Origin of the sequence: Glutamicibacter sp. V16R2B1 (assembly GCF_005774635.1) — a bacterium.
Taxonomy (GTDB): Bacteria; Actinomycetota; Actinomycetes; order Actinomycetales; family Micrococcaceae; genus Glutamicibacter; species Glutamicibacter creatinolyticus.
In genome coordinates, this window is sequence record NZ_VATX01000010.1 from 51,693 (window position 1) to 78,607 (window position 26,915).

At 67.5% G+C, this 26,915-nt stretch carries 24 protein-coding genes; 3 read left to right on the forward strand and 21 right to left on the reverse strand.

What is annotated here, in order from left to right:
• Positions 1 to 87: 87 nt before the first annotated feature.
• Both FDN03_RS06625 and tdh read right to left on the reverse strand, forming a co-directional pair.
• Positions 88 to 1,308 carry a glycine C-acetyltransferase gene (locus FDN03_RS06625; RefSeq protein WP_138175269.1) on the reverse strand — a complete coding sequence of 407 codons (1,221 nt, stop codon included), beginning with the start codon at positions 1,306 to 1,308 and terminating at the stop codon, positions 88 to 90.
• A gap of 10 nt (positions 1,309 to 1,318) precedes the next feature.
• The gene (tdh, locus tag FDN03_RS06630; RefSeq protein ID WP_138175271.1) at positions 1,319 to 2,365 is read right to left on the reverse strand and encodes an L-threonine 3-dehydrogenase; all 1,047 of its coding nucleotides are present in this window, start codon (positions 2,363 to 2,365) and stop codon (positions 1,319 to 1,321) included.
• Positions 2,366 to 2,498: 133 nt separating this feature from the next.
• On the opposite strand from tdh, the gene FDN03_RS06635 reads away from it, so the two are divergent.
• Positions 2,499 to 3,419 (forward strand): LysR family transcriptional regulator, encoded by a 921-nt coding sequence (locus tag FDN03_RS06635; protein ID WP_138175273.1) that lies wholly within the window; start codon positions 2,499 to 2,501, stop codon positions 3,417 to 3,419.
• Here the strand turns inward: FDN03_RS06635 and FDN03_RS06640 are convergent.
• The 13 genes from FDN03_RS06640 to FDN03_RS06700 form a co-directional block, all read right to left on the reverse strand.
• The gene (locus FDN03_RS06640; RefSeq protein WP_138175275.1) at positions 3,409 to 4,587 is read right to left on the reverse strand and encodes a Gfo/Idh/MocA family oxidoreductase; all 1,179 of its coding nucleotides are present in this window, start codon (positions 4,585 to 4,587) and stop codon (positions 3,409 to 3,411) included. The two genes, FDN03_RS06635 and FDN03_RS06640, sit on opposite strands and share 11 nt — an antisense overlap.
• Before the next feature lie 39 nt (positions 4,588 to 4,626).
• Positions 4,627 to 5,664 (reverse strand): dipeptide ABC transporter ATP-binding protein, encoded by a 1,038-nt coding sequence (locus FDN03_RS06645; RefSeq protein WP_249354388.1) that lies wholly within the window; start codon positions 5,662 to 5,664, stop codon positions 4,627 to 4,629.
• Positions 5,645 to 6,667 (reverse strand): ABC transporter ATP-binding protein, encoded by a 1,023-nt coding sequence (locus FDN03_RS06650; protein WP_212743873.1) that lies wholly within the window; start codon positions 6,665 to 6,667, stop codon positions 5,645 to 5,647. The genes FDN03_RS06645 and FDN03_RS06650 overlap by 20 nt, the downstream gene beginning before the upstream one ends.
• Positions 6,664 to 7,572, reverse strand: coding sequence for an ABC transporter permease (locus FDN03_RS06655; protein WP_138175277.1), 909 nt, complete (start codon positions 7,570 to 7,572; stop codon positions 6,664 to 6,666). Before FDN03_RS06655 ends, FDN03_RS06650 begins: the two co-directional genes overlap by 4 nt.
• Positions 7,569 to 8,492 (reverse strand): ABC transporter permease, encoded by a 924-nt coding sequence (locus FDN03_RS06660; RefSeq protein ID WP_138175279.1) that lies wholly within the window; start codon positions 8,490 to 8,492, stop codon positions 7,569 to 7,571. Before FDN03_RS06660 ends, FDN03_RS06655 begins: the two co-directional genes overlap by 4 nt.
• A 72-nt stretch (positions 8,493 to 8,564) precedes the next feature.
• Positions 8,565 to 10,163, reverse strand: coding sequence for an ABC transporter substrate-binding protein (locus tag FDN03_RS06665; RefSeq protein ID WP_138175281.1), 1,599 nt, complete (start codon positions 10,161 to 10,163; stop codon positions 8,565 to 8,567).
• 118 nt (positions 10,164 to 10,281) lie between these two features.
• Positions 10,282 to 11,478: an ROK family transcriptional regulator gene (locus FDN03_RS06670; RefSeq protein ID WP_138175283.1), complete on the reverse strand. Its 1,197-nt coding sequence runs from the start codon at positions 11,476 to 11,478 to the stop codon at positions 10,282 to 10,284.
• 213 nt (positions 11,479 to 11,691) lie between these two features.
• On the reverse strand, positions 11,692 to 12,606 hold the full coding sequence (locus tag FDN03_RS06675) for a phosphotransferase (RefSeq protein WP_171021152.1): 915 nt from the start codon (positions 12,604 to 12,606) through the stop codon (positions 11,692 to 11,694).
• A 497-nt stretch (positions 12,607 to 13,103) separates the two neighbouring features.
• On the reverse strand, positions 13,104 to 14,606 hold the full coding sequence (gene gatB, locus FDN03_RS06680; RefSeq protein ID WP_138175287.1) for an Asp-tRNA(Asn)/Glu-tRNA(Gln) amidotransferase subunit GatB: 1,503 nt from the start codon (positions 14,604 to 14,606) through the stop codon (positions 13,104 to 13,106).
• Positions 14,607 to 14,615: 9 nt separating this feature from the next.
• Complete coding sequence (gene gatA / locus FDN03_RS06685; protein ID WP_171021153.1) at positions 14,616 to 16,154, reverse strand: Asp-tRNA(Asn)/Glu-tRNA(Gln) amidotransferase subunit GatA; 1,539 nt, start codon at positions 16,152 to 16,154, stop codon at positions 14,616 to 14,618.
• 4 nt (positions 16,155 to 16,158) lie between these two features.
• Complete coding sequence (gene gatC, locus FDN03_RS06690; protein ID WP_054822085.1) at positions 16,159 to 16,455, reverse strand: Asp-tRNA(Asn)/Glu-tRNA(Gln) amidotransferase subunit GatC; 297 nt, start codon at positions 16,453 to 16,455, stop codon at positions 16,159 to 16,161.
• 85 nt (positions 16,456 to 16,540) lie between these two features.
• Positions 16,541 to 17,095: a 1,4-alpha-glucan branching protein gene (locus tag FDN03_RS06695; RefSeq protein WP_138175289.1), complete on the reverse strand. Its 555-nt coding sequence runs from the start codon at positions 17,093 to 17,095 to the stop codon at positions 16,541 to 16,543.
• 50 nt (positions 17,096 to 17,145) lie between these two features.
• Positions 17,146 to 17,670 (reverse strand): GNAT family N-acetyltransferase, encoded by a 525-nt coding sequence (locus tag FDN03_RS06700; protein WP_138175291.1) that lies wholly within the window; start codon positions 17,668 to 17,670, stop codon positions 17,146 to 17,148.
• A gap of 701 nt (positions 17,671 to 18,371) precedes the next feature.
• On the opposite strand from FDN03_RS06700, the gene FDN03_RS06705 reads away from it, so the two are divergent.
• On the forward strand, positions 18,372 to 19,160 hold the full coding sequence (locus tag FDN03_RS06705; RefSeq protein ID WP_138175293.1) for a glucosamine-6-phosphate deaminase: 789 nt from the start codon (positions 18,372 to 18,374) through the stop codon (positions 19,158 to 19,160).
• A 99-nt stretch (positions 19,161 to 19,259) separates the two neighbouring features.
• Here the strand turns inward: FDN03_RS06705 and FDN03_RS06710 are convergent, their stop codons facing one another.
• Together FDN03_RS06710 and ligA are read right to left on the reverse strand one after the other, a co-directional pair.
• On the reverse strand, positions 19,260 to 20,075 hold the full coding sequence (locus FDN03_RS06710; protein ID WP_138175295.1) for an inositol monophosphatase family protein: 816 nt from the start codon (positions 20,073 to 20,075) through the stop codon (positions 19,260 to 19,262).
• Positions 20,072 to 22,354, reverse strand: a complete 2,283-nt coding sequence (ligA, locus tag FDN03_RS06715) for an NAD-dependent DNA ligase LigA (RefSeq protein ID WP_138175297.1) — start codon at positions 22,352 to 22,354, stop codon at positions 20,072 to 20,074. The genes FDN03_RS06710 and ligA overlap by 4 nt, the downstream gene beginning before the upstream one ends.
• Before the next feature lie 244 nt (positions 22,355 to 22,598).
• On the opposite strand from ligA, the gene FDN03_RS06720 reads away from it, so the two are divergent.
• Complete coding sequence (locus FDN03_RS06720; RefSeq protein WP_138175299.1) at positions 22,599 to 22,988, forward strand: hypothetical protein; 390 nt, start codon at positions 22,599 to 22,601, stop codon at positions 22,986 to 22,988.
• Between the two features lie 24 nt (positions 22,989 to 23,012).
• Here the strand turns inward: FDN03_RS06720 and FDN03_RS06725 are convergent, their stop codons facing one another.
• The 4 genes from FDN03_RS06725 to FDN03_RS06740 form a co-directional block, all read right to left on the reverse strand.
• Positions 23,013 to 24,059 carry a protein phosphatase 2C domain-containing protein gene (locus FDN03_RS06725; protein WP_138175301.1) on the reverse strand — a complete coding sequence of 349 codons (1,047 nt, stop codon included), beginning with the start codon at positions 24,057 to 24,059 and terminating at the stop codon, positions 23,013 to 23,015.
• Positions 24,059 to 25,270, reverse strand: coding sequence for an adenylate/guanylate cyclase domain-containing protein (locus tag FDN03_RS06730; RefSeq protein WP_138175303.1), 1,212 nt, complete (start codon positions 25,268 to 25,270; stop codon positions 24,059 to 24,061). Before FDN03_RS06730 ends, FDN03_RS06725 begins: the two co-directional genes overlap by 1 nt.
• Positions 25,267 to 25,821 carry a hypothetical protein gene (locus FDN03_RS06735; RefSeq protein ID WP_054821906.1) on the reverse strand — a complete coding sequence of 185 codons (555 nt, stop codon included), beginning with the start codon at positions 25,819 to 25,821 and terminating at the stop codon, positions 25,267 to 25,269. Before FDN03_RS06735 ends, FDN03_RS06730 begins: the two co-directional genes overlap by 4 nt.
• 137 nt (positions 25,822 to 25,958) lie before the next feature.
• Positions 25,959 to 26,825 (reverse strand): biotin--[acetyl-CoA-carboxylase] ligase, encoded by an 867-nt coding sequence (locus FDN03_RS06740; RefSeq protein WP_138175305.1) that lies wholly within the window; start codon positions 26,823 to 26,825, stop codon positions 25,959 to 25,961.
• Between the last annotated feature and the right edge of the window lie 90 nt (positions 26,826 to 26,915).

Below are 26,915 nucleotides of genomic sequence, written 5' to 3' on the forward strand. Positions count from 1 at the left end.
ACCGTTGGTTAGACCGTATCGGATCGGATGGGCCGGGAGCGGGCCCGGTCAGCGACCTACGTCCGGGATCCCAGACAACGGCGGGGACTACGCCTCCTGGGAGACGGCCTGTCGGGAATCGATGAACGCCTGCACGCAACGCTCGATGTCCTCGGCCGAGTGCGCCGCCGAGAGCTGCACACGAATGCGCGCCTGGCCCTTGGGGACCACCGGGTAGCTGAAGGCGGTGACAAAGACCCCGCGCTCGAGCATCTGTGCCGCGATGCGGCCGGCCAGCACGGCGTCGCCGAACATCACCGGGATGATCGCGTGCTCGCCGTCAAGCAGCTCGAAGCCGGCCTCGGCCATCTTGGTGCGGAACAGCTTCGCGTTGTCTTCCAGCTTCTCGCGCAGCTGTCCGGAACCTGCCACCAGCTCCAGGGCGGTGAGGGTGGCCGACACAATCGAGGGGGCCAGGGAATTGGAGAACAGGTAGGGGCGGGCCTTTTGGCGCAGCATCTCCACGATCTCCGCCCGTCCTGCGACATAGCCGCCCGAAGCCCCGCCCAAGGCCTTGCCAAAGGTGCCGGTGTAGATGTCCACGCGCTCAGAAACCCCGGCGTGCTCCGGGGTGCCGGCGCCGGTGGGGCCCATGAAGCCCACGGCATGCGAGTCATCAACCATCACCAGCGCACCGTACTGATCCGCCAGGTCGCAGATCTGTTCCAACGGCGCCAGGTAGCCATCCATGGAGAACACCCCGTCGGTGACGATGATGGTCCGACGTGCACCGGCGCCGTCGTTCAGCTGCGCGGCGGCCTGCAGCTGCTTCTCCAGGTCAGCCATGTCCCGGTTGGCGTAGCGGAAGCGGGCTGCCTTGGACAGGCGGATGCCGTCAATAATCGAGGCGTGGTTCAGTGCATCGGAGATGATGGCGTCCTGGGCCCCAAACAGGGATTCGAACACTCCCCCGTTGGCGTCGAAGCAGCTGGAGAACAAGATGGTGTCATCGGTGCCCAAAAAGGCCGACAGCCGCTGCTCCAGCTCCAGGTGGATATCCTGCGTGCCGCAAATGAAGCGCACCGAGGCCATTCCGAAACCTCGCTCGTCCAGTGCCTGCTTGGCGGCAGCGATGATCCGTTCATCATCGGCCAACCCCAGGTAGTTGTTCGCGCAGAAGTTCAGCACCTCGCGCGCCTCATCCCCCAGGGCCCCGGCCTGGATGCGCGCCGACTGCGGGGAATCAATATGGCGTTCAGCCTTGTAGAGTCCCGACTCGCGCAGCTCCTGCAGTTCGGTTGCCAGCTGCTCTTTCATGTCCGTGTACATTGTCTCGCTCCTAGAAAACGGTCCAGTCAAGTACTACTTTTCCGCCCTGTCCGGCCTTGGCCGCGGCGAACCCGTCCTGCCATTGGGAGGCGGGAAGGAAATCGGTAACCACCGAGGAAATCCGCTCGCGCATGAGATCCGAGCTGGTGAGCATGGCGCTCATCGCGTACCAGGTCTCGTACATCTCGCGGCCGTAGATTCCCTTCAGGGTCAGCATATGGGTCACCACCTTGCCCCAGTCGATGTCGATGGGGGCGCTGGGCAGTCCAAGCATGCAGATCTTGCCGCCGTGGTTCATGTTGTTGATCATTTCCGGCAGTGCCGAGGAATGCCCGGACATTTCCATGCCGAAATCAAAGCCTTCCAGCAGGCCCAGCTGCTGCTGCGCCTGGGCGATGCGCGACTCGCTGACGTTCACCGCGAGGTCTGCGCCCATGGCGGCGGCCAGGTCCAGCCGCTGCTCGGAGACATCGGTGATGGCGATGCGGCGGGCACCGACGTGGCGGGCCACCGCCACCGCCATGAGTCCGATGGGCCCAGCGCCGGTGATCAGCACGTCGTCGCCCACCATCGGAAACTGCAGGGCGGTGTGCACCGCATTGCCGAAGGGGTCGAAGATGGCGCCCAGCAGGGGGGTGATCTTCTCGTCCTGGTGAACCCAGACATTGCTTTCGGGGATGACCACGTATTCGGCGAACGCGCCGTCGCGCTGCACGCCCACGGAGCTGACGTTGATGCACATCTGGCGGCGGCCGGCGCGGCAGTTGCGGCACAGCCCGCAGACAATGTGCCCTTCGCCCGAGACCCGGTCCCCGATCTGGACGCCATGCACGAAGGAACCGACCTCCACGACCTCGCCATAGAATTCATGGCCCGGGATCAGTGGTGTGTTGATCATGGATTTGGCCGCGTCATCGTAGGCCTCGATGTGCAGGTCGGTGCCGCAGATTCCGGTGGTCATCACCCGGATCTTGACGTCGTGGACACCGGTTTCCGGTTCAGGCCGGTCGACAAGTTCCAGACCTGCCTCGGGATTGGCCTTGTACAGTGCTTTCATCGTGTTCTACCTTCGGTTCCGGGCGCCCGCCGGGACGCAGCATGTCGGATTACTTCAAGTGTTGCAGGTCATGCCAGGCAATGACACATTAGTCATCCGCTGATTTTCTGAATTGTTGATTTAGCATCTACTTATGGAATTGCATCAGTTGCGCATTCTGCGCGAGCTCGGGGATCTGGGCAGCGTCAACGCCGTGGCCAAATCGCTGTTCGTCTCCCCCTCGGCGATCTCACAGCACCTGGCCCAGCTGCAGCGCCAGTTCGATGTTCCACTGACTAAAAAGTCCGGACGCGCCCTGGTGTTGACCGATGCCGGACAGATCCTGGCTTCGGCGGCCGCCGACGTGGCTTCCACGCTGGCCTCGGCGACGGCCCAGATTGAAACCGAGCAGCACGAGCAGGATCGGCCAATCAGGATTGCCGGATTCCATTCGATTGGGCAGACCATTTTTGCCCCGTTGCTGGCCTTGGAAGATCACCGAATGCCGAAGCTGCAGTTCTTCGACGAAGATGTTTCGCAGCCGCAGTTTCCGGCGCTAACGTCCAGCTACGATCTTGTGCTGGCCCACCGGATGCCGCACACCGAACGGTGGCCCTCGAATATTGCGGTGATCCCGCTGGCCTTCGAACCCCTGGATGTGGCCATGCAGCGTGAGCACCGATTGGCGCAGTTTGACCAGCTGACCCCGCAGCAGGTCGTCGGAGAGCCGTGGGTTGTCTCGCGTAGCGGTTATTCACCCGCTGACGTGTTGGAGGTAATTGCCGCGCTGGGCGGCGCCGAGGCGAAGGCGGAGCACCGGGTCAACGACTACTCCACGGCCGCGGCGCTGGTTGAGGCCAGTGGCTGCCTGGGGATCCTGCCACGCTACACGGCACGGCGCAGTATGGGCAATGCGGTGACTTTACGCCCGGTGCAGGGGGTGAGACTGGGGCGACAAATCGACTTGTTGCTTCGCTCCGAGCATCTGCACCGCAGCACTATTCACACGGTGATTTCCGCGATCAAGGCCACGGTGCAGCAACTGGTCAGCACCCCGGGGTCCGCTACACGCTAACCGACTGCTGGTTGGCCTCGAAGTAGTTGACCAGCTCCGCGTCCAGCGGCGGCACGCTCTGGCTGCTGCCGTCGGAGCGCAGCGACTGGGCGCCAAGGTCTCCCACGGCCACCGCGGCCCGCGCGGCAAGCGGGGAGGTCTGGGTTGCCCCGCCGTCACTGGCAAAGCGCAGGAACTCGGCGATCAGCCCCGGATCGGCCCCGCCGTGGCCTTCTGGGTCTCCTTCGATGGTGATCTTCCGGTCCGGTTCGGCAAAACCGCTGGTGCTGCGCGTGTTCCAGAGGTAGATCGATTCGCCGGGCCCGTCGCCGAAGTTCTCGATGCGTCCTTCGGTGCCGATGACTGTGTAGTTGCGCCAGTAGTCCGGAGTGAAGTGGCACTGCTGGTAGGAGGCGAAGACGCCATTGTCCAGCTTCATCTGCACCATCGACAGGTCTTCGACATCGATGGTCGGGTTCAGGTCCTTCTGCGCGGTCGGCGGCCAGTTCTCCTTCGAGAACCAGTCCCCCATGCGACGGTCCGAATTATCCCGCCGATCGCTCACATCCCCGTACACGGTCAAGCCGCCCAGTCCCGAAACTTCGGTGCTGTAACCGCCAGCCAGCCAGTGGATCACGTCGATGTCATGCGCTCCCTTTTGCAGCAGCAGGGTATTGGAGTAGCGGCGCTCGGCATGCCAGTCCTTGAAGTAGTAGTCCCCGCCATTGCCCACGAAGTGCCGGCACCACACGGCCTTGACCTGCCCGATTGCCCCCTCGTCTATCAGCTGCTTGAGCTGGCGGATGACCGGCATGTGCCGCATGTTGTGGCCGACGTAGAGCCTGGCGCCGGTGCGGTAGGCGGTCTGCAGTATTTCGTCGGCCGCCTGCGTGCTGATGTCCAGCGGCTTCTCGCAGAAGGTTGGGATCCCGGCCTGCAGGGTGCGCACCACGACGTCGCGGTGGGTGTGGTCGGGGGTCAGCACCAAAACCGCGTCAATACCGCTGTCCAGCAGTTCCTGCAGATCGTCGGTGACCACGCTTTCGGGCAGGGCGTTGCGCGCATCGGCCCGTCCGCGCTCACTGGTGTCGCACACGATGCTGACCACGCTGCCCTGTCCCGGGCGCTGTACGTAGCGGTGCAGTGAGGCGCGCAGGCCAAAGCCCACGATTCCTACTTTGAGATCCATTAATTCTTCTCCTTTGATTCCGTGCGGGGCACGGAGCATCTACTCTGCTTTGACAGAAATTGGGCCGGGGAAATAGCACCGCACCTGGTGGTCATCGCGCCAGGGCTCCAGTGCCGGTTCACCCAGCGCACAACTGGGCTGCGCGATCGGGCAACGGGTGTGGAAGCGGCAGCCGGTGGGTGGATCAATGGGCGAGGGCGGGTCGCCCTGGAGCATGATCAGCTTCCGGTCGGTGCCATCGCCACGACGCAGCTCCGGCGCGGCCGAGAGCAGCGCCTGGGTGTAGGGGTGGGCGCTGTCGTCGTACACCTGGTCGTAGGTGCCGGTTTCCACCACGCGCCCCAGGTACATGGTGGCGACGCTGTCGGAAATGTGGCGCACGATCTGCAGGTCGTGGGCGATGAACACGTAGCTGAGCCCCAGCTCGCGCTGCAGCTGCATCAGCAGGTTCACCACCTGGGCGCGCACCGAGACGTCCAGGGCGGAGACCGCCTCGTCGCAGATCAGCACCTTGGGGTTCAGCGCAATGCCCCGGGCGATCCCGATCCGCTGCTGCTGGCCGCCGGAAAAGTTGTGCGGGTAGCGCTCCAGATGGTCCGGGTTCAGTCCGACAAGTTCCATCAGCTCGCGCACCTTGGCCCGGCGGGCGGAGGGCCGCACCAGCTCCGGGTGGATTTCGAAGGGCTCGAGCAGGATTTGTTCGATGGTCATGCGCGGGTTCAGCGACGCATAGGGGTCCTGGAAGATCAGCTGGATGTTGCGCCGCATCTCGGCGCGTTCGGCGCCGTGCAGGGAGTTGATGTCGACCCCCTGGAACAGCACCTGCCCCTCGGTCGGCTTTTCCAGACCGCTCATGATCCGGGCCAGGGTGGACTTGCCGCACCCGCTTTCACCGATCACGCCCAGGGTTCGGCCGCCGGCGACCTGCAGATCCACCCCGTCCAGGGCCTTGACGACCTTGCGCGGCCCAAAGGGCAGCGGGCGGGCGACCGGATAGTGCTGTTTGACCCCGCGCAGCTCCATGATCGATTCATGGCTCTGGGCGGTGAAGCCGAGTTCAGTTTCGGTGAGTGACAAGGCTTTCGACCTCCCGGTAGTTGAAGCAGGCGGTGTGGCGCTGTGGGTCAATCTGTTCCAGTGGCGGCACCGCGGTGGTGCAGTGCTCGGTGACGTACCGGCAGCGATCGGCGAAGGAGCACCCGGCCGGCAGGGCCAGCAGGTCCGGCGGGCTGCCGGGGATCGCCGGCAGCAACTGGCCCTTGAGCTCCTCGCTGGCGATGGATTCGGCCAGCCCCTTGGTGTAGGGATGGGCCGGCTCATCCAGCACCTGGGCGGTCGGGCCGTTCTCGATGATCCGCCCGGCGTACATCACCGCCACCTGGTCGGTCACCTCACGCACCACCGAGATGTCGTGGGTGATCAGGATCAGGCCCATGTTGTTCTCGGCCTGCTGTTCCTTGAGCAGCTGCAGGATCTGGGCCTGCACCGTGACATCCAGCGCCGTGGTCGGCTCGTCGGCGATCAGCAGTTCCGGGCCCAGCGCCAGTGCCATGGCGATGACGATGCGCTGGCGCATCCCGCCGGAGAACTGGTGCGGGTAGTCGTTCACGCGGCTGGCCGAGGCGGGGATCTTGACCCGGTCCATCATTTCGATGGCGGCCTTCTTCGCTGCGGTTCGGCTCATCCCGCGGTGCACCCGGTACAGTTCACCGATCTGCCGCCCCACCGGATGAACCGGATTCAGGGCGCTAAGGGCATCCTGGAACACCATGGAAACCTTCGGACCGGTCAGCTGGCGGCGCCGCTTGGCGCTGATGGAGAGCAGGTCCTCCCCATCCAGCAGGATTTCCCCGTCGACCACCCGGGCCGGAGGGGTATCCAGCAACCCCATGATGGTGCGGGCGGTGACGGACTTGCCGGAGCCGGACTCGCCCAGGATCCCCAGGGACTGCCCGGCCTGGACCGACAGGTTGACACCATTGATGGCGGTCGCCACCCCCTGTGCGGTGGCGAACTCAACGCGCAGGTTGCTCACCGAGAGCAGCTTGTGATGCTGGGCCTGGGTTGTTGGAATCATCATTTGCCCTTCGGGTCGAATTCGTCGCGGATGGCTTCACCGAACAGCACGAAGCCCAGCACCGTGATCGTCAGGAAGACTGCCGGGAAGATCAGCAGGTGCGGTGCCGCATCGATGTAGTCGCGCGCGGCGGCCAACTGCAGCCCCCAGGAGACGGCCGGGGGCGTCAGGCCGATGCCGATGAACGTCAGCCCGGCCTCGGCGGAGATCATCCCGCCCACGCCCAGGGTCTGCAGCACCAGCAGCGGGGTGATCGCGTTGGGCATGATGTGCTTGCGGATGATCCGCCCGTTGCCGGCGCCCAGCAGCTTGGCTGCCTGAACGTATTCGCGGTGGCGCACCTCCATGACGGAGGAGCGCATGAAGCGGACGCCACCCGGCCAGCTGAACAGGGCCAGGGCAAAGATCACGGTCCACACGTTGCGCTCCCCGAAGAGCTGCAGCACCACGATGGCCGCCAGGATGAACGGCAGCCCGAAGGCCATGTCGCAGATGCGGGAGATGACCGCGTCGACCCAACCGCCGAAATACCCGGCAATGGCCCCGACGATGGCCGCGATCGCAAAGGCGATGGCCGAGACGAGCACGCCGACCAGGATCGAGGCCCGGGCCCCGTAGATCACGTTCGTGTAGTAGTCGCAGCCCTGGATGTCGATGCCGAAGATGTGCTCGGCACTGGGCGGCAGGTTTGATTTGAGGATGTCGCAGTTCTCGGTCGGCCCGGGTCCGAAGCCGGTGAACAGCTGCGGGAAGGCCGCCATCAGCACCATCAGCAGAACGATGGCCCCGGAGATCGCGAAGCGCGGACGCAGCCACCAGCGGCGGTGCGTGCCCTTGGGCTGGTCCGGTTCGCGCTCGACGGCTTCTGCCCCGTCCCCGGAGGCGACGGTCGCGGTAACGTTACTCATATTCTCACCCGTGGATCGATCAGGCCGTAGGTCAGGTCAACAAGCAGGTTGAAGACCAGGTAAACCAGCACCAGCAGGGTGGCGATGCCCACGACCACGGTGCCTTCCTTGTTGTTGATGGAGCTGACCATCAGTCCCCCGATGCCGGGGATGTTGAAGATGGCCTCGATGATCACCGCGCCGCCCAGCATGCCGGCCAGGCTCAGGCCCAGGTAGGTCACCACCGGGATCATCGAGTTGCGCAGCGCGTGCCCCCAAATGATGCGGCGCGGGGAAAGCCCCTTGGCCTTGGCGGTGCGCAGGTACTCGGCACGCAGCACGTCCACCAGTGAGGTGCGGGTGAGCCGGGCCAGGCCGGCGGCGGCTTCAAACGCCATGACCAAGGCCGGCAGGATGAACGCCATGGGCCAACCGGCCCGGATGCCGGCCGGCTCCACCCAGCCCAGGTGCACACCAAAGTAGGTCTGGGCACCCAGGGCAATCACGAAACCGGGCACACCCATGAAGATGACGGTGAACACCAGCGCGAAGTGGTCTCCGGCCCGCCCGTTGCGCAGCCCGCCGTACACGCCAATGACCAGGCCGATGATCAGCTTGAGCACCCAGGCGGTCAGGGCCAGGGTGAAGGTGACCGGCAGGCGTTCGAGGATCAGGTCCAGGACCGGCCGACCGAAGAAGTCGATGCCGAAGTTGCCCTGGAAAACGCCGAGCATGTAGTTGCCGTACTGCACCAGGAACGGATCATCCAGGTGGTAGGCCTGGCGGATCTGCGCCACGGTGGCCTCCGGCAGGGGCCGCTCACCGGTCAGGGCGGAAATCGGGTCGCCCGGCATCAGGAAGGTCAGGGCGTAGATGATGAATGTTGCTCCCAGCAGCACCGGGATCATTTGTGCCACACGCCGTAGGGTGTAACCCAGCATTTGCTTACCTCTTTGTTCGATAAAGAGACTTGGACCCGTGGGACCACGGGTCCAAGTCCATGTTCGATCTGGTTAGCAGGTGTAGCCCGCGCGGTAGTACTGCAGGTCGCCCTGCACGTCATTCAGTTCGGCGCAGCCGGACTGAAGACCGTAGTCGGTGGGGATGAACAGCGGGATGGCCGGCATGTCCTTGATGATCAGGGCCTCGGCCTGCTTGAACAGCTCGGTCGACTTGGCGTCGTCCATTTCGGCGCGGGCGGCCTTGACCAGCTTGTCGACCTCCGGGTTGGAGTAGGCGGTGGCCGAGTTGCCGTCGCCGCCGGTTTCATACTGGCTCAGGTACTGGTCCGGGGACTTGTAGGACCAGCCCCACAGCCCAAAGGCCGACCCTTCCAGCTTCTGGGAGTTGCGCCGCTCGGACAGTTCGGTTCCCAGCATCGGCTTCATCTGCACCTTGATGCCCAGGTTGTCCTGGATCTGCTTGGCGATGGCCTGCACCAGCTGCTGGTCGGAGGCCGAATCGCTTTCGATGATCAGTGTGCCGTCGAAGCCGCCGTCATCGGCCAGGATCTTCTTGGCTTCCTCGGGGTTGAATTCGCAGGCCTCGCAGGATCCCTCAACGTAGGAGTCCAGGGACGGCGGGACCAGCGAGTCGGAGGGCTCGGAGTGGCCCTTGAGCAGCGACTGGGCGATCGCCTCACGGTCGATGGACATGGAGATCGCCTTGCGCAGCGCCGGGGACTTCAGGGTGTCCACGTACTCCGGGATTTGCAGGGTCTGCTGCTTGGAGCTGGTCTTGACCTCGTAGAGGGCCTGCTCGCCGAGCTGGTTCTTGGCCTTGTCGACCATGGTCGCCGGCACATTGCGGATCATGTCCAGGTTCCCGGCGGTCATGTCGGTGTAGGCCGGATCCACTGCGGTGTAGATCTTGGCGACCAGCTGATCGGCGCCGCCGCTGAAGCCCTGGGCACCCTGGAAGTCGTCCCACTTTTCCAGCACAACCTGCTGGTTGTGGTCCCAGGAGACGAACTTGTAGGGGCCGTTGGAGACGGGGTTCTGCTCGTAGGCGTCCAGGTCGTCAAAGGCCGACTCCGGCATGGGGCAGGTGGGGTTGGTGCTCAGGATCTTGGGGAAGTCGCGGTTCGGGGCGGTCAGCGTGACCTGCATGTGGGTGTCGTCGATGACCTTGACCCCGGACATCGTCTTGGTGCTCGGCTTGGATCCGTCCTCCGGGTTCAGGTCCTTGTAGCCTTCGAAACTGACGAAGGTGCCGTTGCCCTGCCAGGCGTTGGAGCCGGTGGCGGTGGCGTTCCAGGCATCGGCGAACGACTGGGCGGTCACCGCGGTGCCGTCGTGGAAGGTCCAGCCCTCCTGCAGCTCGATGTCCCAAACCTTGGCGTCATCGCTGGTGACGGACTTGGCGGCCAGCGGCTCGAACTCCTGGGTATCCAGGTTGATTTCCATCAGGTTGGCGCACAGCGCCATCCCCAGCTGACTGCCCGGCTCCTTCTGCGGGACGATGCTCTTGGGCTCGGTGGACATGAACGAGAGCACGCGCTCCCCGCCGTCCTGTCCGGCGCTGGGCTGGCCGTTGGATGAGCAGGCCGTGGCCGCCATCATCAGCGTGACTGCGCCTGCGGCGGCCGCCAATGCCTTGGAATGTTTCCTCATGGTCTCTCCTTGGTGCGAGTGACACGTGAGCCGCCTCAATGCGACCTGTGCCTGCCATCACATACTTTATTTTATGAAATAAAGTAAACATACGAGTGTGACGTTGTCAACAAGATGACTAGCCGAGGGCCGCGAAAGTCCCCAGATCCATGGCTTCAATGAAGCGCAGCGGGTGGGCCAACACCTCGTTGACCATAATGCTCGCGGCGAAGAGCGTGAGCGAAAGCGCATGGTCAGTGGAATAAACCACCCTGTGCGCCGCCTCGGCGCCCCGCAGCGAAAAGCGCGCCACATCCCGCTTGACCTGGGCCAGGGTCTCGGGGCGTTCGGCCGGAGTGCCGGCGATCACCAGAAGGCCCGGGTCCAGCAAATCAACCAGGGTGGCAGCGGCACGGGCGACATAGCGGTCCCGGTCGGCCACCAGCGCCCGGATCTGCTCATCCCCCGCGTCGTACAGCCGGTCGATGTCACCATAGTGCACCACGTCGTCCCGGCCCGCCTCGTGGGCCAGCCGCACGGTGGCCTCGTCCGTTGCCATCACCTGCAGACAGCCGTTGCGACCACAGGGGCAGGGATGCCGCCCGTCGGAGACCGAAAGGTGGGCGATGTTCCCGGCGTGCTGGGTCCGCCCGGCGCGGATCCTGCCGTCGCTGACCAGCACCGCGCCGAGGTCCGAGGTGTTCACCAGCATGACGAAGTCCGATTCCTCCCGGCCGTGCCCGTAGAGCAGTTCGGACTGCGCTGCCGCCCTGGCGTTGTGATCCAGGATGACCGGGAGCGGAAGCTGCTCGGCCAGCAGCTGCACCGCCGGCACATCGACCCACGCAGCACCGGGGTTGTCCACGATCCTCCCCTGCTGGCGATCGACGATGCCGCCGGTGGCGACCCCGGTGCCCAGCACCCGTCGTCCCCCGGCGTGCTGCTGCATCAGATCCCGTGCACCGGCAACAATCACCTCGAAGGCCTGATCCACGTCCATGCCGGAGTGCGGGATCAGCACCGAGGCCTGGCTGACCCCGTCAAGCCCGGTGAGCACCACGCCGGTCACCCGTGGGCCCAGGTGGATGCCCATGACAAGGTGGGAGCGCGCATCGACATGCAGCGGAACCCGCGGGCGGCCCTGGCCGCGGGCCACCGGCTCCCCCTCAAAAATCAGCCCGGCATCGATCAGCCGAGCGGCAATACTCGTGACCGAGGCGGCGCTGACCCCAATGGCGTCGGCGACCTCCTTGCGGGAGCTGCCGGGCGCGGCGAAAACCTGCTGCAGGACTGCGGAAAAATTCTGCGCGCGCACCGGATCCGTTTTTCGACTCATGTCACCGGGGCCTTTCGAGGGAATGTGTTTTTCTACACGCGATGTGAAAGCGAACTTTCATCATTGTGCCACCATTTGCGCTCCCCACTTTGCCGCCGGTAACAATTGACCACCGGCCCGCCACGGCACCGCAGGACCGATGCCCCGCGGCGCCCGGGTAGATCATTACAAGTCACGTTCGTGATTCACGGTTGGCGCAAGCGGCGAATCCAGCTATCGGCCGGCGGAGAGCAGCAGGTCCAGGCTTTCCCGCCCGATGCGCTCCAAGGGGTCCACCGGGTCGAGCTGGCAGAGGAGCAGCCCGTAGCGCAACGCCCAGCCCCGCGCACGGTGCCACAGGTCCTCCCCGTCGCTCACCCCGTAGCGTTCCAGGGCCCGGGTTCGTGCGGTGGACCCGAAATGCAGCCACAGCATGCCCAGGTCCGAGGCCGGATCCCCGGCGCACAGATCCCCGAAATCCACGAGGGCCGCGAAGCGGTACCCGGTGGCGGCGCGGCGCACGATGGTGTTGTGCGGGTGCGGGTCCCCGTGCAGCCACCGCGGCGCGCCGGCATGATCCGCGGACTGCAGCGCGGCCGCCCAGATCGCTGCGGCGGCCGGTCGTCGTCCTGCCGGCAGCCGCGGCAACAGCGCGCGGGTGGCGCCATCGAGCTCCCGCAGGGCAAGACCGCGGAAGTTGCTGGTCGGCGCCTGCGCGGGGGCGGGGACGTGCAATGCCCGGAGGTAGTCGGCCAGGGCCGGGGCGTAGGCGTCGCGCTCTGCGCGCGGCAGGCCCGCCGCGCTGACCCCCGGGACGAAGGGGACGATGGAGAAGGTGAACGGGTAGGTTGCGGTGGGGTGCCCTACATGCAGCGCCAGCCCCGGGCTTAGGCCCGTGTCGGCGGCCAGCCGGGCCAGCCAGGCGCGTTCCTGTGTGCCGATCCGCTCGGCCTGGGCACGGCGCGGCAGGCGGATGAGGTGCCGCGGACCCAGCCGGTAGATCTCGTTGTCCCACCCGCTGGCAAAGTATGCCACCGGCAATTCGGCCCACTGCGGTGCCTGCCCGCGGAGCAGCTCTTGCACCAGGCAGCGGTCGATGCGCACTTCGGCCTCGGGCGCACCCGGCGGGGTGAAACGGCCTGCAGTCATGGTTTTCATCGTAGTGCCTCCACCTGCGCCCACCCACCGGGGAGCGGGGCGATGGCTCCCGCCAACCCCCGCCCAAGAGACGCCACAGCCGGCCGCGCTTCACGTACTGTCCCCAGCCCAACCACGATCAGCTTTCCCAGGGGCCGCGGTCCCCTCATCCACGTGCAGGATCGCACGCCCACCACGGCCGCGGCCGGCGTACGCTGGGGCCGGTCAGTGAAAACCCTGGCCGTCGCTGTTGCGTTCAACGAGGTGGCCACTGGCGTGCGCGGCGAACCGTGAGCAAAGCGCCCGCGGCATGGACCGGGCGCACAGCCCAGCGGCCGGACATTGGCGCCACGAGCGGGGCGGGCGGACTGCCCCGGCGCGGTATCCGGCAGCGGCCTCACATCGGTCACGGCACCGGATGAGTACCAGGAAGCGGGCAAAATAGGCATCGCGCCTGCACCCCCCGCGTTCGGGGATGCAGGCGCGATGCCTTGCTCGGTGGCTGGAGACTAGAGTCCCAGCTTCTCCATGACCAGTTCACGCACGCGGCCGGCGTCGGCCTGCCCGCGGGTCGCCTTCATGACCGGGCCCATCAGCGCACCGATGGCCTGCATCTTGCCGCCCTTGATCTTCTCGACCACGTCGGGCATCGCGGCGATCGCGTCATCCACGGCCTTGCCCAGCGCCGCGTCATCGTTCACGATCGCCAGCGAACGCTGCTCGACGATCTGGCTGGGGGTGCCTTCCCCGGCCAGCACGTACTCGAGCACCTGGCGGGCAATCTTGTCGTTGATCTTCTTGCCCTGGATCAGCTGGTCGATCTCGACGATGGTTTCCGGCGTGACGCCAACCTCGGCGATTTCCTTGTCCGCGGCCTTGGCCAGGCGGGCGATCTCGCCCATCCACCACTTGCGGGCGACCGCGGCGGTGGCCCCGGCGGCAATGGTTGCCTCGATTTCATCGAGCACCCCGGCGTTGACCACGTCGCGGAATTCCTTTTCCGCGTAACCCCATTCGGCCTTCAGCCGCTTGCGGCGCTCGGCCGGCGGTTCGGGCAGTCGGGAGCGCAGCTGCTCGATCCAGTCCGCGGTGGTCACGATGGGGACCAGGTCCGGTTCCGGGAAGTAGCGGTAGTCATCCGCGTCCGACTTCGGGCGGCCCGAGGTGGTCGAGCGGGTGTCCTCATGCCAGTGGCGGGTTTCCTGCACGATCTTCTGGCCCGAATCCAGCACCGCGGCGTGGCGTTCGATCTCGAAGCGCACCGCGTGCTCCACGGCGCGCAGCGAGTTCACGTTCTTGGTCTCGGTGCGGGTGCCGAACTTCTCCGCCCCCTTGGGCATCAGCGAGACGTTCGCGTCGCAGCGCACGTTGCCGCGCTCCATGCGGGCATCGGAGACACCCAGGTTCTTGACGATCTCGCGGATCGCCGCGACGTAGGCGCGGGCCAGCTCCGGGGCGCGGGCACCGGCCCCGACGATCGGCTTGGTGACGATCTCCACCAGCGGCACGCCGGCGCGGTTGTAGTCCACCAGCGAGTAGTCGGCGCCCTGGATGCGCCCGGCGGCCCCGCCCATGTGGGTCAGCTTGCCGGCATCCTCCTCCATGTGCGCGCGCTCGATCTCGACGCGGAAGACCTCCCCGTCCTCCAACTCGATGTCCAGCCAGCCGTCGTGGGCGATCGGGTCATCGTACTGGGAGGTCTGGAAGTTCTTCGGGGTGTCCGGGTAGAAGTAGTTCTTCCGGGCAAAACCGCACTTCTCGGCGATCTGGCAGTTCAGGGCCAGGCCGATGAGGATGGAGTATTCCACCGCGGTCTTGTTCACGACCGGCAGCACGCCGGGCAGGCCCAGGTCCACGGGGGTGACGTTGGTGTTCGGCTCATCGCCAAAGGCGTTGGGCGCGTCGGAGAACATCTTGGTCTTGGTGTTCAGTTCGACGTGCACCTCGAAGCCCAGTACCGGGTCGTACTTTTCCAGTGCGACGTCGAAGTCTACGAGTTCTTCGGTGATCATGCTCTCCCCCTAGGCCTTCTGGGCGATCGAGTCGGTGTCAATGGCGGGTGCCTGCGAGATCAGCGAGTGGCCCCACTGCTTTTCCAGCAGGGCCTCCAGCGCGGCGCCGGCACGGTAGAGGCGGGCGTCCTCGAACGCGGGGGCCAGGAACTGGATGCCCACCGGCAGCCCCTCGCTCAGCCCGCCGGGCACGGTGATGCCCGGAACCCCGGCCAGGTTCGCCGGGATGGTGGCCACGTCGTTCAGGTACATGGCCAGCGGGTCGTCGGTCTTCGCGCCCAGTTCGAAGGCGACGGTCGGTGCGGTCGGGGAGATCAGCACGTCGGCCTGCTCGAACGCGGCGGTGAAGTCGCGCTGGATCAGGGTGCGGATCTTCTGCGCCGAACCGTAGTAGGCGTCGTAGTAGCCGGCCGACAGCGCGTAGGTGCCCAGCACGATGCGGCGCTTGACCTCGTCACCGAATCCGGCGGCGCGGGTGGCGCCCATGACGCGTTCGATGGTCAGCGCACCGTCCTCGGGCAACACCCGGTTGCCGTAGCGCACGCCGTCGAACTTGGCCAGGTTGGAGGAGACCTCCGAGGGCATGATCAGGTAGTAGGCGCCCAGCGCGTACTTGAAGTTCGGGCAAGAGACCTCCACGATCTGGGCCCCGGCCTCGCGCAGCAGCTGCAGCGATTCCTCGAAGCGGGCCTGCACGCCGGCCTGGTAGCCCTCGCCCTGCAGTTCGTTGATGACCCCGATGCGCAGCCCGGACAGGTCTCCGGCGGCGCCGGATTCGGCGGCGGCCACCAGGCCCTGCAGGGCGTCGGGCAGGGAGGTGGAGTCCTTCGGGTCGTGCCCGCCAATCAGCTCCTGCAGGTGGGCCGAGTCCAGCACCGTGCGCGAGACCGGGCCGATCTGGTCCAGGGAGGAGGCCATGGCAATGGCCCCATAGCGGGAGACCGCGCCGTAGGTGGGCTTCACCCCCACGGTGCCGGTGACCGCGCCGGGCTGGCGGATCGAACCGCCGGTGTCGGTGCCCAGCGCCAGCGGGGCCTCGAAGGAGGCGACCGCCGCAGCCGAGCCGCCGCCGGAGCCGCCCGGGATGCGGTTTAGGTCCCACGGGTTGCGGGTGACCCCGTAGGCGGAGTGCTCGGTGGAGGAGCCCATCGCGAATTCGTCCAGGTTGGTCTTGCCCAGCATCGGCAGCTTCGCGGCGCGGATCTTTTCGATCACGGTCGCGTCGTACGGGCTCATCCAGCCTTCGAGCATCTTCGAGGCGGCGGTGGTGGGCTGGCCCTTGGTGACGATCAGGTCCTTGATGGCGATCGGCACGCCGGCCAGCGGGTGCAGCGCCTCGGACTCGGCCCCGCCGGCGGCGCGGATTGCGTCGACCTCGGCGGCCACGGCCAGCGCCTCTTCCGCGTTCACGTGCAGGAACGCATTCAGGGTGGGGTCAACCTCGGCAATGCGCTCCAGGTGCGCCTGGAGCGCCTGGACGGAGGTGACTTCCCCGGCGCGCAGCTTGGCGGCCAGTTCGGTGGCGGAGAGCTTGATGATCTGGTTCATGTCCTTATTCACCATCCAGGATTGCCGGGACCTTGAAGCGGTCCTGATCGGAGTCCGGTGCGTTGGCCAGGACCTCGTCGATCGACAGGGTCTGGCCCACCACGTCCTCGCGCATGACGTTGGTCAGCGGGATCGGGTGGCTGGTGGCCGGGATGTCGGAGGATGCGACTTCGCTGACAGAGGCGATGGCATCGACGATCACGCCGAGTTCACCGGTCATCTTGTCCAGCTCTGCGTCGCTCATCTCGATGTGAGCCAGGCGTGCCAGGTGCACAACGTCCTCACGGCTGATGGCAGACATATATCTCCCTAGGGTGGGCGGTTGGATTTCTCCTCCAATTCTAGCCCCTGGGCCGCAGGGCAAAGCCCAGATGTGGTGCGCCGCATTACGCCATGCGCAATACCGCACCACGCTGTGTGGCCCCGGCGCCATCCACCCATTCGGCGCTGAGGTAGTGTCCGGTGCCGGCCCCGGGCCGCGGGCGGCGTTCAATGCCGATGGTGCCGGAACCGGTGGTGTCCATCCCGCCCTCCACAGTGACCCGCGGCTCGTCGGTGTCCGAGTTGTTCTGGTGCTGCGGCACGCTCAGCCCGGCGAACAGGTCACGCACGCACTGCTGCCAGGTGGGGTCGTGCTCGGCGTCGTAGACGTAGCGCAGGCCCAGCACCCCGTGCTGGCTGGTGCCCAGCAGGTGGTCCTGCCCGCCCTCCAGCGGTTCGCCGCGGTAGCTCAGCGGCAGGTGGTAGACGGTTCCGTCCTGCCGGTCCAGGGCGATGATGAATTCCATGCCGACCTGCCCGGCGGGGTCCTCCAGGCGGAACCCGCCCACGGTGTCCAGCTGCGGGCGCGCGGTCCCGCTAAAGAAGTCCTGCTGCGGCAGCCAGGAGGTCAGCAGCTCGGTCTTGGTCGGATCCATGGTGGTGGCGTAAATGATTCCCATGGCCACAGTGTTCCAAGAAACACCGGTGGGGGCAATGCCGCGGACGCGGCCTAGAGCCCGTAGGTGTAGACCACCAGGCGAATGTCGGTGTCCGGGACGAACCAGTCGCGTTCCTCGCGGTGGGTGAAGCCCAGCTTCTCGTAGAGCCCGCGCGCGGCGACCCAGTGACCGCCGGTGGTCAGTGAGACGGTGTGCACCCGGTCCAGGCTGCGGGCGTGGGCCAGGGCCGCAGCGACCATCGCCTTGCCGGCGCCGCTGCGCTGCACGGTGGGGTCCACGCTGAGCATGCGGATCTCCAGCTCCCCCGGCAGGGCGATGTCGGCGTATTCGTTGCCGTGCTGCATCAGCGACATGCTGGCGATGACGTGCCCGTCGCGCTTGGCGACCAGGATGGTGCAGTGCTCGTGGCGCTTGGCAACCTGGCGCACGAACTGCAGGTACTCGTGGTTCGGGTCATCGAAGTGCCCGGCGTCCAGGTACGCGTCAACGGTGATATCACCGATGCGCTGGTAATCCTCGGCGGTGGCCTCGGTGATCTCCAATTCGGTGGCGGCGGGAAGAGTTTGGCAAGTCATCCTTCCCAGTGTGACAGCCCCGCGGCACTGCCGGTGACCAGTCAAGCCCGCTTTGTTGCCAACTTCACCCCCGGTGTAGCGCGTCGACCTCTTTGATGCGCAGGGATGTTGGCGTGATCCAGAGTGTGGAACACGCTATGAAGCTCTTCTTCTCAGAAGCGCTGGGCGCCGCCCTGCCGCACCGCGGGCCCGCAGCGCCATGGCACCCCGATACCTGGCAGGCCGGTACCGGTGCGCAGACATAAAGTGCGCTGCGCCGGTAATAAGTTCGGCGTTCCACGGCCACCGGCACACCGCCCGGCCCCGGCCCCCGGCCCCCGGCCCCGGCCCCCCGGACCCCGGCGGCAGCCGGGCTCCCCCGCGGCGTCCGGCCGGGGCGAAACCTCGGGAAGAACCGGGCTCTGGCAAGGAAAAACTTGGACAGAGCCACACCCGCCGGCGCGGGCCGAACCACCGAGCGCGGACGGAAAAGAACGGTGCAACCCGCACACCCCATGGGGTGCCCCCACGGGCAGGACAAGGGTCTGGCGGCAGAAAACGCGACGTCGCCACCACCGAAAAACCCGTAACATTATTGGTAATGGGTTCAGTGCGTGCCAGGCACGCAGGGTGCTGGGGACACCGTCGTCTCGGGAACCTTGGACGCACAATCATTCGTCGGATATGACACTTTCGTCACCAAGTTTCAAAGGAAGAACGCATTGAAGGTACTCATCGGTTCCTCCCCTGACGAGGTTGCACGCCTCGCCGCCACCGCCGTCCTTGAGGGTTTCCAGCGCTATGCCAGCGACCGGGCACCGGTCCTCGGGCTGGCCACCGGTTCCTCTCCGCTGGGCCTGTACAGCGAACTGGCCGACTACGTCGCCAAGGGCGAACTGGACCTGTCCCAGGCCACCGGCTTCGCCCTGGATGAGTACGTGGGTCTGCCCTCCGACCACGTGCAGTCCTACCGCCAGACCCTGATCCGCGAGGTCTGCCAGGTGATGGGCCTGCCGGAGCAGAACCTGAACGTGCCGCTGGGCGATGCCGAGTCCCTGGATGTGCTGGAGGAAGCGGCCACCGCCTACGACGCGGCCATCGCCGCCGCCGGCGGGGTGGATGTGCAGATCCTGGGCATCGGCTCCAACGGGCACATCGGGTTCAACGAGCCGGGCACCGCCCTGCGCAGCCGCACCCACGTCACCCGGCTGACCGCCCGCACCCGCTCGGACAATGCCCGCTTCTTCGGGTCGCTCGATGAGGTCCCCACCCACAGCGTCACCCAGGGGCTGGGCACCGTGCTGGAGGCCCGCCGCCTGGTCCTGGTGGCCACTGGACGGGTCAAGGCCGGCGCCATTGCCGCGGCGATCGAGGGCCCGCTGGCCGCATCCTGCCCGGCCTCGGTGCTGCAGCTGCACGAGGACGCGATCCTGGTGATTGACGAGGAGGCGGCCAACGACCTGAAGCACCGCGAATACTATGAGGACTCGGCCAAGGCGCTGGTGATCTAGCCTTCGGCCGGTTCCACGCCCGATGCAAGACGGCGTCCCTTCCCGCGGGCCTTGCCTGCGCGAAGGGGCGCCGTTTGCCGTGGCGCTGCGCCGCGGCTCCTAGTCCTGGGCCGGCTGGGGTTCGCCCAGCTTCTGCGCGTCAATGTACCCGGCGTACTGCCAGCCCGGGGTGCTGGAGGGGCGGTGCACCGCCACACCGGCTTCCTCGGCGATCAGTGCCCCGGCGGCCCAGTCATACTCCTGGGTGCCGTACTCGGCGTAGGCGTCGAGCGCGCCCTCGGCCACCAGGCACAAATCCAGCGCGGCCGACCCCAGGCGCCGCACGTTGACGTAGTCCTCCAACAGGTCGGCGAGCACCCGGGCCTGGAACTGGCGGCGGGTGGCGTCATACCCGAACCCGGTGGCCAGCACCTTGGCGGTGGTTTGCTGCGGGCCGGAAAGCCGGGTGGTGGTGCGGGTGGCCAGGTCCTGCTTCCAGGCCCCCAGTCCACGCCCGGCGTAGTACTCCGCGCCCAGGGCCGGAGCCTGGATGGCACCGGCCAGCCAGGTCACCTCCCCTTCCTCGCTGGTGTGGCACACGGCCACGGAGGAGGCGTAGTAGTGGACGCCGCGCACGAAGTTCGCGGTCCCATCCAGTGGGTCGATGCTCCAGCGGTAGCCGCTGGGCTTGGCCGGGGTGTGCGAGCCGAATTCCTCCCCGGTCAGCGCGTCGTTCGGCCGGGTGGTGATGATTGCGGCGCGGATCGCCTCCTCGGCGGACCGGTCAAAGTCGGTGACCCAATCACCGGCCGCGGATTTCTCATCCACCCCCAGCACGCGGGCGCCGCGCCGGGCCAGCACCTGGGCGCCGGCGCCGGCGGCCTGACGGGCCAGCAGCACCAGCGGGTCGTGTTCCACGGGGTTCTTCGGGTTCATGCCCCACCTTCCGCGCCCTGCTGGGCGACTTCTCGTGCCGCGTCCGGGCCCTGCTCCAGCAGCACCTTGAACCCGGCCTCATCCAGCACCGGGACGCCCAGGGACTGGGCCTTGTCCAGTTTCGACCCGGCGGCCTGCCCGGCCACCAGGAAATCGGTTTTCTTCGACACGCTGCCGGTGGCCTTGCCCCCGCGCACGATGATCGCCTCCTTGGCGGTGTCGCGGCTGAATTCCTCCAGCGTGCCGGTGACCACGATGGCCTGGCCCTGCAGGTGCTTGACGATGCTCTGATCGAGCTCGTCGCGCATCTTCACCCCGGCCTGCTGCCAGGCGGTGACGATGTTCCTGTGCCACGGCACGGCGAACCAGTCCACGACCGCCTCGGCGATGATCGCCCCGACCGAGTCGATCTGCGCCAGCTCCTCGCGGGCGCCGGGGGCGTCGACCACCTTCAGCAGCTCGTCCATCGACCCGTAGCGGGTGGCCAGGGCCCGGGAGGCGTTGGGTCCCACATGCCGGATGGACAGGGCCACCAGCACCCGCCACAGCGGCTGGTCCTTCGCCTTTTCCAGCTCGTCGAACAGCTTCAGCGTCATCTTGGTGGGGGCCGGCGGCTTGGCCTTGGTGCCGCGGGTGAAGAAGTACGGCACCAGTTCGAACACCCCGGTGCCCTCCCCCTTGGAGCGCTTCTCCCGCCACACCCGCACCTGGGCCAGCTCATCGAGCCGGTCCTTGAGGCCGAAGATTTCCGCCTCGTTGCTGATCACCCCTTCCCCGGCCGGGATCACCATCCCGCCCTGGGTGGCCGGGTCCTGGCCGGGGCCGCTGGTCAGCGCCGCGGCGGCCTCATAGCCCAGCGCCTCAATGTCCAGGGCGCTGCGGCTGCCCAGGTACGCCACCCGCTCGGTGAGCTGGGCCGGGCAGCTTTGGGCGTTCAGGCAGCGGATGTCCACGTCGGATTCCTTGGCCGGGGCCAGTGGTTCACCGCAGCTGGGGCAGTGGGTGGGCATCACGAAGTCGCGCAGGTTCTCCTCATTGCCCTCGCGCAGCGCCAGCACCGGTCCGACGATCTCCGGGATCACATCCCCGGCCTTGCGCAGGATGACCGTGTCCCCGATCTTCACGTTCTTCGCCTTGACGACCTCCTGGTTGTGCAAGGTGGCCCGGGCGACGGTGGATCCGGCCACCAGCACCGGCTCCATGACCCCGAACGGGGTGACCCGGCCGGTGCGCCCCACCTGCACCGCAATGTCCAGCAGCTTGGTGTGCACCTCCTCCGGCGGGTACTTGTAGGCCACCGCCCAGCGCGGCACCCGGGAGGTGTAGCCCAGCTGCTCCTGGGTGGCCAGGTCATCGACCTTCACCACGATCCCGTCGATGTCGTGCACCAGCTCGTGGCGCTTGCGCCCGTGCTCGGCAATGAACTCATCGACCTCGGCCAGCGAGGAGACCACCTGCGAATACGGGGAGACCGGCAGCCCCCAGCGGGCCATCAGCTCATAGCTTTCGGACTGGTTGGCGATGCCCAGCCCGGCGTTGCGCCCCACCCCGTGCACGAACATGCGCAGCGGGCGCTTGGCGGTCTGCGCCGGGTCCTTCTGGCGCAGCGACCCGGCGGCGGCGTTGCGGGGGTTGGCCAGCGGGGCCTTGCCCTGTTCGATCAGCGACTCGTTGTAGGCGTTGAAGTCCTGCGTGGCGATGAACACCTCGCCGCGCACCTCAAACTCGTGGGGCCAGCCGCTGCCGGAGAGCTGCTGGGGGATGTCGGCGATGGTCAGCGCGTTGTGGGTGACGTCCTCGCCGGTGGTCCCGTCCCCGCGGGTCGCGGCGCGCACCAGCTTGCCGTCGCGGTAGGTCAGGTTCAGCGCCAGCCCGTCGATCTTCACCTCGCACAGCCAGGCGGGCTTGCGCTCCGGGCGCAGGCGCAGCGCGTTCGCCTCGGCCCGCTCCAGCCAGGCGTCCAGCTCCGGCATGGAGAACACGTCCTCCAGGGAGTACATCCGGCTGGCGTGGGTGACCGGGGCGAAGGCCGCGGAAACCTCCCCGCCGACCTCCTGGGTGGGTGAGTCCTGCCCGGCCAGGATCGGGTACTGCCCCTCGATGCGCTGCAGTTCGCGAAACAGCGCATCGTATTCGGCGTCCGAGATCAGCGGCGCGTCCTGCTGGTAGTAGGCCTCGCGGTGCTGGCGGATCTGTTCGACCAGGGCATCATGCGCGGCGCGCACGTCTTCCGGCGGGGCCGAACTGGTTTCGGTGGGGGCAACGGCATTTTCACTCACACCCCTTATTGTGCCCCACCTGCCAAGTCAGATCACCTGTGCTCTGCGCGCGCCCGGAGTTTTGCCCCCGGCGCCGGATCCCGGGGACACCGGTTGCGGCGCGGGGACCAGCCCCAGCCGGGCGCCGGAATCGGTGGTCCTGTTGCTGATCGGTGGTGCGGGGTATCGTGGAGCTACCAAGTCAAAGACGGGGCATGACCGTTGCCGGCACGGCCCCGGCGCCTGATCTGCAGTGGGGTGTGTCATGGGGTCACGACGCGAGGGTGAAGGGCACGACGAGCGCCGGAGCGGGGTTTGGCAGCACGAAGCCGACCCGGCCGGTGGCCTGCCGCCCGGCAAGGACGCCGAAGAGGGGCCCGACACCGCCCGGTCCCCTGCGCAGTCCGGGCCGGGACCGGACCCCGGGCGCCCCGTCGGGCAGCGGGAGTGGAGCGATCTGAGCGAACAGCAGCGCAGCCACCTGATGCGGGAACTGGATTCGGAAGTGGCCTACCAGCGGCGCAAGGCGGCCCTGCGGCTACTGGAGCGGCTGCAGCAGAGCACCGACCCGGAACACGCCGTGCACTACGCCCGGGCCATCGCGCTGCTGCAGGGCGCCGCCCCCACACCGGAGGGGCGCAGCCAACTGGCCTGAGCCGGTGGGAAGCGGCCGCCGGGTTTAGCCCGCGTCCTGCCCTTCGGGCCGCGCCGCCGATTCGGTGGACGCCGGGGCCGGCGGTACCGGATCGGTGGCCTGCGGGGCCGGCTGCGCCCGGTCCGCCGCGGCTTCGGCCAGCTCGGCCGGGTCCGGGGCGGGCAGCACGTCAATGACGATGACGGCGATGTTATCCCGTCCCCCGGCCTCCAGGGCCGCCTGCAGCAGGGCGACCACCGCGGTTTCCGGGTCCTGGTAGGACAGCAGCAGCGCCTGCAGATGCTCGGCGGTCAGCTCCCCGCTCAACCCGTCGGAGCACAGCAGATAGCGGTCTCCGGCATGCGCCTTGAGCACCATGGTGTCCGGCTGGCTGTCCGCCCCGGCGCCCAGGGCACGGGTGATCAGGTTGCGGTGCGGGTGGTTGCGGGCCTCCAGCTCGGTGATCTGCCCGGCGTCAACCATTTCCTGCACCGCCGAGTGGTCCCGGGTCAACTGCTGCAGCACCCCGCCGCGCAGCCGGTAGCCGCGCGAGTCGCCCACGTTGACCAGCAGCAGGTCCGGCTGCGGCTTGTCCACTGCGGTGTTCAGCTCATCCTGGCGGCGGCGGTGCTCGGCCAGCATTTCGGGGGTGATGCGCTCCATCACGTCGGTGCGGGCCTGCTCGCGGTTGAAGCTGGCGGTCCACGGCGGCACCGAGATCGGGGCGGTCACCGAATCCCGGGCGGTGTCGCTGCCGCGCACCTGCAGCAGCGCGCACAGGGTGGTGCCCCCGCGGGCGTCCAGCGCGTCGCGGATCCGGTCATCGGCCAGCTGCACCTGGCGGATCACATCCAGCACCGTGGGCAGCGGGTGCTCCGGGGTGCGGTCGGTGTAGAAGGTCAGCTCCTCCAGGGTTTCGGTGGCCAGTTCGCTGGCCAGCTCCCCGGCCTCGTGCCCGCCCATGCCGTCGGCCACCGCGAACACGGTCGGGGTGATCAGGATGGCGTCCTGGTTCTCGGTGCGCCGCATCCCCACGTGGGTGCGTCCGGCGGCGACCAGGCCGAAGCCCGCCACCGATTTGGCCTGGCTCATCAATCGATCACCAGCCGTCCACCCTCACCGGCGGAGAGCAGGTAGGGCTGGATGTCCCCGAACCCGCGCACCGAGGTGATCTCCTGGGCGGTGAGCACGAAGCGTTCGTCGTTGCGCAACGTATTGGCGGTGATCGCGTCGGTGAGCACCGTGCCCGGTTCGGCCAGGGAGGTCAGCCGGGCGGCCAGGTTCACGGTCGGCCCGTAGATGTCCCCCAGCCGGGAGAGCAGCCGTCCCCACACCACCGCGACCCGGGTCTTGGGCAGCAGCTCGTCGGCCTCGAACTCCTTGGCCAGGGCCAGGGAGATGCGGGCCCCGGCCTGCGGGGTTTCGGCCACGAAGAGCACTTCGTCGCCGATGGTCTTCACCAGCCGGCCGCCGCCCACCGAGATGATCTCGGCGCTCTTGGCCTCAAAGCGCTGCACCAGCTGGGCCAGGGTGCGTTCGTTCATGCGGCGCGAGAGCGAGGTGTAGGAGACCAGGTCGGCGAAGCCGACGGCGCGGGCCAGCGGCAGCGGGGTGTCGTCGTCGTCCTCCCCGCTGTGCTGGTTGTAGGCCGCCACCCCGGCCTCGGCACGCACCGAGAGCCGGTGGATGGCCGCGTTCATCTGGCGCCGCCACGAATACAGCAGCAGGTCCTCGATCGGGCCGATCAGCTGGGGCAGGATGTTGACCAGTTCGCGCCGGGCCTGCCGGTCGCTCATCGACTGGTTCGTGACCATGTCCTCGATCAGCGCCTCGACCTGCCAGACCACCATCCGGTCGGTCATCTGCCCCACCGAGCGCATCAGCGAGATCGCGGTTTCCTCGGTGAGCTTGCCCTCGCGCACCAGCCCGACCATCGACTTCAGCGCCTCCTCGTCGCGCTGGGTGAAGAACACCTCGTCGTCCCCCAGCTCCGGGAAGCCCATGGCCCGCCACAGCTTGCGGGCCGAGAGCAGGGAGATCCCGGCCTCGGCGGCCACCTCGCGGCGCTTGAACTCACGCTTGCCGCCCAGCAGGCGCTGTTCCAGGGCGGCAACGGTTTCCTTGATGCCGGCCGGGGCCTGGGCCGGGACCTGCAGCGGGTTCTCCATGGCCTGGGCCAGCTCCTGGATCGGGTCGGCCTCCAGGCGGATCTTGGGCAGCGCCTGGGTGCGCGCCTCCAGGGCGGCGTCACTGGCCGCCTGCGGGGTTTCGCTGCGGGAAGGGCTAGTGTGCTCGGAGCTCATCGATCATTCCCCTCACCGGCCGCGGTCCCAAAGGGTCCGGCCACTTGGTTGTTCCCACCCATGTTCTGCAGCGCCTCGATGGCCAGCCGGCGGAAGGAGGTCACCGCCGGAACATGGGGAATCCTGACATAGCCGTGGTTCAGCACCACGTCCAACGTGCCCGGCCGCTGTGCCGGGTTCTTCTTCTTGCGGGTATGGGCCAGCAGGTCGCGCACCGTGTACAGCCCCACCGACTGCAGCTGGCCGCCGCTGCGCGGGGTGCGGAACAAGATCCGCTCGGTGGTCAGCACGATCCGCGAGCGCAGCCAGCCGATCCACGGGGCGACGCACCAGATGCCCACCAGCAGGAACCACAGCAGCACGAACAGCCAAGAAAGCACCCCGGCGTTGGGAGCAATCCACCCGGGAAGCTGCTGGCGCGAGAGGTAGCCGAGGATAAAGGCGAAACTTCCGGTGAGGATCAGCAGGGTGATGAACGGCTGGCGCAGCACCCGGGAGTGCACACGGGTCTTGATGATCACGCGCTCGTTCTGGTGTAGCGGTAGCTTCATGATGGCCGTGCCGGCACCTCCTCGCTTGCCTTGTGCTGCCTGCCTTCAGCGGTTGCAGTTCCCCGAAAAACCGGGGGTCCCGTATTCCATACTAGTCCCGCGCCCCCACCGGTTTGGCTCCGGGGCCGGCGCACCGCCTAGGCGTACTGCCCGTCGCTGCGCCGCACATGGTGCACGTCCCCGGCCAGCACCCGGTGCTCGGTGCCGTGCTCATCGCGCACAAGCAGCGCCCCGTCCGCTGCCAGGTTCAACGCCCGGGCCTGCAGACTGGTTCCATCCGGGTAGTCGATGCGCACGTCCTGGCCCAGCGTGGCCAGCGACTCGGCGACCAGTTCGCACAGGCTGCGTCCGCCCTGGTTGGCCAGCGGTGCGCCCGCGTTGCCGCCCACCGCCCGGAAGGCCGCATCCAGGTTCACGAAGCGACGCAGGTACGCGCCCAGCAGCTCGGTGCGGTCCAGCCGTTCCCCGCTGGCCAGGCGCAGGGAGGTGGCGGTGGACACCGGCAGCTCGGCGGCGTCCTGGTCCACGTTCATCCCGGTGCCCACCACCACGGCCGGTCCGGTCGGTGTGGTGGCCAGCTGGGCGAGGATCCCGCAGACCTTGCGGGAATCGACCAGCACGTCGTTGGGCCATTTGATGCCGGCGGCCAGCCCGGTGCGTTCGGCGATGGCCTGGCACCAGGCGGCCGCGGCCAGCATCGTGTACCAGGACAGGGCCTCCACCGGCAGCGCCGGCACCGGGCGCACCAGGATGCTCACGGTCAGCGCCGCGCCGGCCGGCACCACCCAGCCGCGGCCCAGGCGCCCCTTGCCCGCCTGCTGGTGTTCGGTGCTCAGCACCGCCAGGTGCCCGGCGCTGTCCTCGGCCGCGGCCTGCACCAGGTCCGCGTTGGTCGAGCCGGTGGAAGGCACCAGCCGCACCGGGTCAAGGCCCAGGTCGCGGGCAATCTGGGATAGGCGCGCCGCGTCCAGGGCGGCGCGTGGCGCGCGGGAGGGAGGCATCATGCCTTCCAGCCTATGCCACCGCTCACCCCCGCACGCCCGTGCTGCTGCCGGGTTTCGCGGTGGGCGTCACGCCGGGGCCCTGCGGGCGTT